The organism is Lactobacillus acetotolerans DSM 20749 = JCM 3825 (assembly GCF_001436775.1).
In the GTDB taxonomy this organism is placed as follows: Bacteria; Bacillota; Bacilli; order Lactobacillales; family Lactobacillaceae; genus Lactobacillus; species Lactobacillus acetotolerans.
The window spans coordinates 24,961-31,767 of the sequence record NZ_AYZC01000015.1 but is presented as its reverse complement, the minus strand read 5'-3'; the positions used below and the strand labels follow the sequence as shown (position 1 = coordinate 31,767).

The 6,807-nt window shown below is 37.2% G+C and carries 4 protein-coding genes, 4 tRNA genes and 1 riboswitch; of the genes, 7 read left to right on the top strand and 1 reads right to left on the bottom strand.

Features of this window, described 5'->3' with window-relative positions; translation table 11 throughout:
- The first annotated feature begins 62 nt into the window (after window positions 1-62).
- The 6 genes from FC77_RS03635 to FC77_RS03610 all read left to right on the top strand — a co-directional run bounded on the left by FC77_RS03635 (window position 63) and on the right by FC77_RS03610 (window position 3,356).
- Window positions 63-153, top strand: a tRNA-Ser gene (locus FC77_RS03635).
- Window positions 154-182: 29 nt separating this feature from the next.
- Window positions 183-255, top strand: a tRNA-Val gene (locus FC77_RS03630).
- A 117-nt stretch (window positions 256-372) separates the two neighbouring features.
- Window positions 373-444, top strand: a tRNA-Glu gene (locus FC77_RS03625).
- A 4-nt stretch (window positions 445-448) separates the two neighbouring features.
- Window positions 449-521: transfer RNA gene (locus FC77_RS03620), tRNA-Val, on the top strand.
- A gap of 70 nt (window positions 522-591) precedes the next feature.
- Window positions 592-679, top strand: a riboswitch (SMK box riboswitch).
- Entirely contained in the window at window positions 677-1,876 is a 1,200-nt protein-coding gene (gene metK / locus FC77_RS03615) for a methionine adenosyltransferase (protein WP_056970167.1), read from the top strand. Its footprint overlaps the riboswitch before it by 3 nt.
- A 16-nt stretch (window positions 1,877-1,892) precedes the next feature.
- Window positions 1,893-3,356, top strand: a complete 1,464-nt coding sequence (locus tag FC77_RS03610; protein WP_056970166.1) for an MDR family MFS transporter — start codon at window positions 1,893-1,895, stop codon at window positions 3,354-3,356.
- 41 nt (window positions 3,357-3,397) lie between these two features.
- Here the strand turns inward: FC77_RS03610 and FC77_RS03605 are convergent, their stop codons facing one another.
- Entirely contained in the window at window positions 3,398-4,060 is a 663-nt protein-coding gene (locus FC77_RS03605; protein ID WP_056970165.1) for a phosphatase PAP2 family protein, read from the bottom strand.
- A gap of 293 nt (window positions 4,061-4,353) precedes the next feature.
- Between FC77_RS03605 and leuS the strand changes: the two genes are divergently transcribed.
- A complete protein-coding gene (gene leuS, locus FC77_RS03600; RefSeq protein WP_056970164.1) occupies window positions 4,354-6,768 on the top strand; it encodes a leucine--tRNA ligase in 2,415 nt (804 codons plus the stop codon).
- Window positions 6,769-6,807: the final 39 nt, after the last annotated feature.

Genomic DNA, 6,807 nt, shown 5'->3' with positions numbered 1-6,807 from the left:
GTAGAGCGCTTGACTGTTAATCAAGATGTCGTCAGTTCGAGCCTGACAGCCGGAGTTTATATGGAGTGTTGTCCGAGTGGCTTAAGGAGCATGATTGGAAATCATGTATACGGGCTTATACCTGTATCGAGGGTTCAAATCCCTCACACTCCGTAAGGCTCAAGCCTGTATATTAATATTTTGGAGGATTAGCTCAGCTGGGAGAGCATCTGCCTTACAAGCAGGAGGTCACAGGTCCGAGCCCTGTATCCTCCATATTATGAAATGATGTAAGTTTTATTTACATCATTTTTTGTTTAATTTTTTTAAAAGAAAACTTGCATTTTATCTTTTATCAAGTATACTAATTAGTGTGCTTTAGTTAAGGATTATGACCCGTTGGTCAAGTGGTTAAGACATCGCCCTTTCACGGCGGTAACATGGGTTCAAATCCCGTACGGGTCACTATGGAGGATTAGCTCAGCTGGGAGAGCATCTGCCTTACAAGCAGGAGGTCACAGGTCCGAGCCCTGTATCCTCCATCGTTCCGAGACTACCGAATGCATTCGGTAGTCTCTTTTTTATGCTTAAGAGCAGGACGAAAGTATATTTTATCGGTTCAAGTCCTGAGAGGATTCACTTAATAGTGGAGATGCCTTGTAACCGGATAGCCATTGTCTATATAGGGGGACTAAATATGGAAAAACGTTTGTTTACTTCTGAATCAGTATCTGAGGGTCATCCTGATAAGGTTGCTGACCAAATTTCAGATGCAATTTTGGATGCACTTTTGGAGAAAGATCCTAATTCTCACGTGGCATGTGAGACAATTGTAACCACTGGTTTAGTTTATGTATTTGGAGAAATTTCAACTAAAGCTTACGTCAACATTCAAGGTGTTGTTCGTAAAACAGTTTTGAAGATTGGTTATGATCGACCAGAATTAGGATTCGATGGCAATAATTGTGCTGTCTTAGTTGATATTGATGAACAATCACCTGATATTGCTAGTGGTGTTGATCATTCTTTAGAAACTAGAGAAAATTCATCTGATAAAGATAAATTGGATCAAATTGGTGCGGGTGACCAAGGATTAATGTTTGGCTTTGCTATTAAAGAAACGCCAGAACTTATGCCTTTACCAATTTCATTGGCTCATCATTTAATGATGCGCGTCGCAAAACTTAGAAAAGATAAAACACTTGAGTGGCTTCGTCCAGATGCTAAAGCTCAAGTTACTGTTGAATATGATGAAAATCATAGACCTAAGCGGGTTGATACGGTAGTTATTTCTACTCAAACCGATGCAGAAGTTTCGAACGATGAAATTCGTCGTGCAATGATAGATTTAGTGATTAAAGAAGTTATTCCTGCTAAGTATTTGGATGATGAAACAAAGTTTCTGATTAATCCCTCAGGACGCTTTGTTATTGGTGGCCCTAAAGGTGATTCAGGACTTACAGGTCGTAAAATAATTGTTGATACCTATGGTGGATATGCTCGTCACGGTGGTGGTGCCTTTTCAGGCAAAGATCCTACAAAGGTTGACCGGAGTGCAAGTTATGCAGCTCGTTATGTTGCAAAAAATATCGTTGCGGCTGGCCTTGCATACCGGTGTGAAGTTCAACTCGCTTATGCAATTGGTGTGGCTCACCCAGTTTCAGTTATGATTGATACTGCTGGTACTGGTAAAGTTAGTGATGAAATTTTAACTAAGGCGGTTCGGCATATTTTTGACCTTCGTCCAGCTGGAATTATTGAGATGTTAAATCTCCGTCGTCCTATTTATGAGCAAACTGCTGCTTATGGCCATTTTGGCAGAACAGACATTGATTTGCCGTGGGAGAAAACCGATAAGGTACAGGCCTTAAAAGATTTTGTTAAAAAGCATGAATAAAGGGAGGAAGTAAAGGATGAAAAAAACAAACGTGCCAGTAGTCACGCTTGCAATTTTTATGACAACCTTTATGGCTGCGATTGAAGGAACGATTGTTTCTACAGCAATGCCAACAATTGTTTCTGATCTAAATGGATTGGAAATAATGAATTGGGTTGTATCAATTTTCCTGTTTATGACCGCAGTTTCGACTCCTTTATATGGGAAACTGGCAGATAGCATTGGGCGTAAGCCAGTTTTTTTGTTTGGAATTGCATTATTCGTGGTTGGTTCATCACTTTGTGGTCTTGCACAAAATATGGTCGAACTAATCCTTTTTCGAGTAATTCAAGGTTTGGGTTCAGGAGCAGTTCAGCCGGTTGCCATTACAATCATTGCAGATTTATACACTTTAAATAAACGAACTAAAATGCTAGGACTTAACTCTGGTTTTTGGGGTGTGGCTTCAGTGATCGCACCATTGCTTGGTGGATTTATTGTCCAGCATTTATCATGGCATTGGATATTTTATATTAATGTGCCTATTGGTGTTATTGCATTCTTATTGGTTTTATTTTATTTAAAAGAGCCAAAACATCATACGAAATCAAAATTAGATTTAAAAGGAACAGTTTGGTTGATTGTTTTACTTCTTACTTTAATGTTCTTCTTGCAGGAATTAGGTAGCCTTAGTCTTTGGATAATGCTTGCTTTAGCAGCCTTAATAATTCTAGCTGTAATTGCCTTTATTAGGGCAGAAAAGCGTGCAGACGACCCAATAATGCCTTTTACCATGCTTAAAGACAGAGAGTTTCTTGCACTTAATTTAATTGCCTTACTTATTTCAGGTGTTGTAATTGGTTTTGAATTTTATATTCCAACCTGGATGCAAGGAATTAATGGTACTAATGCCTCTCTTGCAGGTTTTGCCGTAACTCCAAGTTCAGTGATGTGGGTTGTTGGTTCATTCCTGATTGGCTGGATGCTTGGTCATTGGGGTATTAAACGAACATTTGATTACATGTTGATCTTATTAGTTTTTGCTGATTTGATTCTTGTATTTGTTCCAATTTATACACCGTTTTGGGTATTTTGTGTGGTAGCAGCTGTAAATGGTTTTGCCTTTGGTGCTATTACTACTGCTGCACAGGTACGTTCACAGGTGCTTGTTGATCCAAAAGATATTGGTGTTGCTACTTCTTTTAATACCTTGATGAAGTATCTTGGGCAAACAATGATGGTTTCAATTTATGGTATTACTTTCAATACGATCGTTGCCCATCAATTGGCTAAATATAGTAATTTAAACCAAGGGATGATGAACAAAATTGTATCTGCTGCAAAGGCGAAAGAGTTAGCGCCAAATTTGATACCACAATTAAGACAAGTTTTATTCAGTGCTTTGAAGGGTGTTTATGTTGTATCTTTCGTTGTAATTATTATTTCAATTGCTCTTAATCATATTTATAAAGTTCATAAAATTAAGCATTCTACTCATTAAATGCCAAGCAAAAAATCCATGTCATATTGACATGGATTTTTTTATGATTGATATATTGTTTTCCACTTTGGTTCAAGGTAGAAGTGATATAGAAATGAGTAACCGATGAGTACAAAAGTAATACCTTCAATCCAACCACCAAGCACATCTGACGGGTAATGGACATGAGTATAAACTCGGGTATAACCAATTAACAATGGGAAACACGCCCAGAAAATTATTAAAATGGATTTAAAAGTTTTACTTTTTACAAGCAGAATCGTTAAAACAATTAATATCCCAAATAGTGTAGCACTGCCAACAGAGTGGCCTGATGGGAAACTATAACCACTTGCGTAGACTAAATGGTGGACGAAAGGACGGTGCCGTTCAATCGCATGCTTAATAATCCAGTTGTAACCATTAGCTGCGGCCATTGTGCCAGCCGTGTAAAACGCGTAAGCATATTGCTTAAATACTAATAAAATAATAAATAAGATTATTGTTTCAATGACAATAACATTGGTATTACCTAAATTAGTAAAAATTGTAGCAAATTTAATGTTTGCTACATTGTTATTGCAAATAATATTGATAACTTCGTTGTCAAAGTTATGAATGAATTGACTTCCTGAAGATACTAAAATAGCCCAAATTGTATAAATAATTAAAAAAATAGTACCGGGTATTAAAGTGTCTCTAGGCGGCCTTTTTGTATTGATCAAGATACTTTCTCCTCTTGTATTTTTTAGCATTTGTGGTAAATTATAATCATTATCTATGAAAAAATAAAGGTCAGGAACTAGTAACAATTTATGTTTTTGTTCAGAGAAGGGTCGTTTGCTGAAAGATCTAAAAAAGCACGTTGTGAACTGAGCCTGGTAAATTACCTATCGTTATGCTATCCGCGTTAAGGGGCAATTGAGTGTCACGTTTTTAACGTGGAACTTAGGTGGTATCGCGATTATTCGTCCTATGATTAATTTCATAGGGCTTTTTTTATGAGGAGATAAAAGCCGTGTATAATCACAAAGTTGTTGAGAAAAAATGGCAAAAATATTGGGCAGAGCATGATACCTTTAAAACAGGTACAGATCCCAATAAGAAGAATTATTATGTTTTAGATATGTTTCCTTTTCCATCAGGTAAAGGTTTGCACGTAGGGCACCCAGAAGGCTATACAGCCACTGATATTATTGCTCGAATGAAGCGTGCACAGGGTTATAACGTTCTTCACCCAATGGGATGGGATGCATTTGGTCTCCCAACAGAGCAATATGCTCTGAAAACCGGGCAAGATCCAGCCACTGTTACTAATCAAAATATTGCTAATTTTAAGAAGCAATTAAATAGATTAGGTTTTTCATATGACTGGGATCGTGAAATTAAAACCAGTGATCCTAAGTATTACAAGTGGACCCAATGGGTCTTTGAGCAGATGTATAAGATGGGCCTTGCTTATGAAGCAGAAGTTCCTGTTAACTGGTCCCCTGATTTAGGTACTGTTGTGGCTAATGAAGAGATAGTTGATGGTAAGACCGAACGTGGTGGTTATCCAGTATATCGGCGTAATATGCGGCAATGGATGCTTAAAATGACGGCTTATGCTGATCGCCTTCTTAAGGGATTAGATGATTTGGATTGGCCTGAACCCGTTAAGGAAATGCAAAGGAATTGGATTGGTCGTTCGGTCGGTGCCCAAGTTAAATTTAAAATCAAAGGTACAGATAAGAGTTTTGATATTTTTACTACTCGTCCTGATACTTTATTTGGTGCAAGTTACACTGTTTTAGCCCCAGAAAATAAATTAGTTCAAGAAATTACTACTGATGGTCATAAAGATGACGTAAACAAGTATATTAAAAAGATTGAATCTAAATCTGACCTTGAAAGAACAGATTTAAATAAGGATAAAACTGGTGTATTTACTGGGGCTTTCGCAATCAATCCGGTAAATAGTGAAGAAATTCCAATTTGGATTTCTGATTATGTTTTAGCAAGTTATGGTACTGGTGCCGTTATGGCGGTTCCAGCCCATGATGATCGTGACTATGCGTTTGCTAAAAAGTTTAATTTACCAATTAAACAAGTGGTTAAGGGTGGCAACCTTGATAAGGCAGCCTTTACCGGTGATGGTCCACATATCAATTCAGAATTTCTTAATGGCTTAAATATTAAAGAAGCTAAAAAGAAAATGGTTGAGTGGCTTGAAGAGCATAATGTTGGTAAAAAGAAAGTAAATTATAAACTTCGTGATTGGGACTTCAGTCGTCAAAGATACTGGGGTGAACCAATTCCTATAATTCATTGGGAAGATGGGGAAACAACCCTTGTTCCTGAAGATCAATTACCACTACTTTTACCACATGCTAAAAATATTAAGCCATCTGGGACGCCAGAAAGTCCACTTGCCAACCTAACTGACTGGGTAAACGTGGTTGATAAGAATGGTAGAAAAGGTAAACGAGAAACCAATACCATGCCAAATTGGGCTGGTTCCTCTTGGTACTATATTCGTTATGTTGATCCACACAATGATGAGGAAATTGCTAACTATGATTTGTTGAAGCAATGGCTTCCAGTTGACCTTTATATTGGTGGTGCTGAACATGCGGTTCGACATTTATTGTATGCAAGATTCTGGCATAAAGTCCTTTATGATTTAGGTGTTGTTCCAACTAAGGAACCATTTAAGCGTTTATATAACCAAGGTTTGATTTTAAAGAACCATGAAAAAATGTCTAAGTCCAAAGGGAATGTCGTTAATCCGGATGACGTAATTGATGAATATGGTGCTGACTCACTTAGAATGTATGAAATGTTTATGGGTCCACTAGATGCGTCAATTGACTGGGATGATAATGGTCCTGCTTCAACTAAGAAGTTCTTAGATCGTGTATGGCGGCTATTTGTTAATGATCTTGACTTGAAGGCAATTCCCCAGGAAAAGATTGTTGATAAAAATGATGGTACTTTAGATAAGGTTTATAACGAGACTGTCAAAAAGGTTACCGAAGATTTTGATGCTCTTCACTTTAATACCGCAATTTCACAAATGATGGTTTTTGTTAATGCAGCACAAAAAGCTAAAACCATCCCACGTGAATATGCAGAAGGTTTTATCAAACTCTTAGCTCCAGTTGCACCCCACATGATGGAAGAAATTTGGTCTGTTTATGGTCATAATCATTCAATAACTTATGCCAAATGGCCAACTTATGATCCATCCAAATTAGTTGAATCAACCGTCCGGATTATGGTCCAAGTTAACGGTAAGCTTCGTGGTAAGTTTCAAACAGCTAAGGATACGGCTAAAGATGACCTTCAAAAACAAGCTACTGCTTTGCCACATGTACAAAAATTCTTGAAGGGTAAAGATATTAAAAAGGTTATAGTAATTCCTAATAAAATTGTTAATATCGTTGCTAAATAAGTTTAATTTTTCCTAAAAAATCCATTATTTTATTATTAA

Excerpts from the sequence above, each read along its gene's own strand:
- metK (WP_056970167.1), top strand. The coding sequence starts at position 677 with ATGGAAAAACGTTTGTTTACTTCTGAATCAGTATCTGAGGGTCATCCT.
- FC77_RS03610 (WP_056970166.1), top strand. The coding sequence starts at position 1,893 with ATGAAAAAAACAAACGTGCCAGTAGTCACGCTTGCAATTTTTATGACA.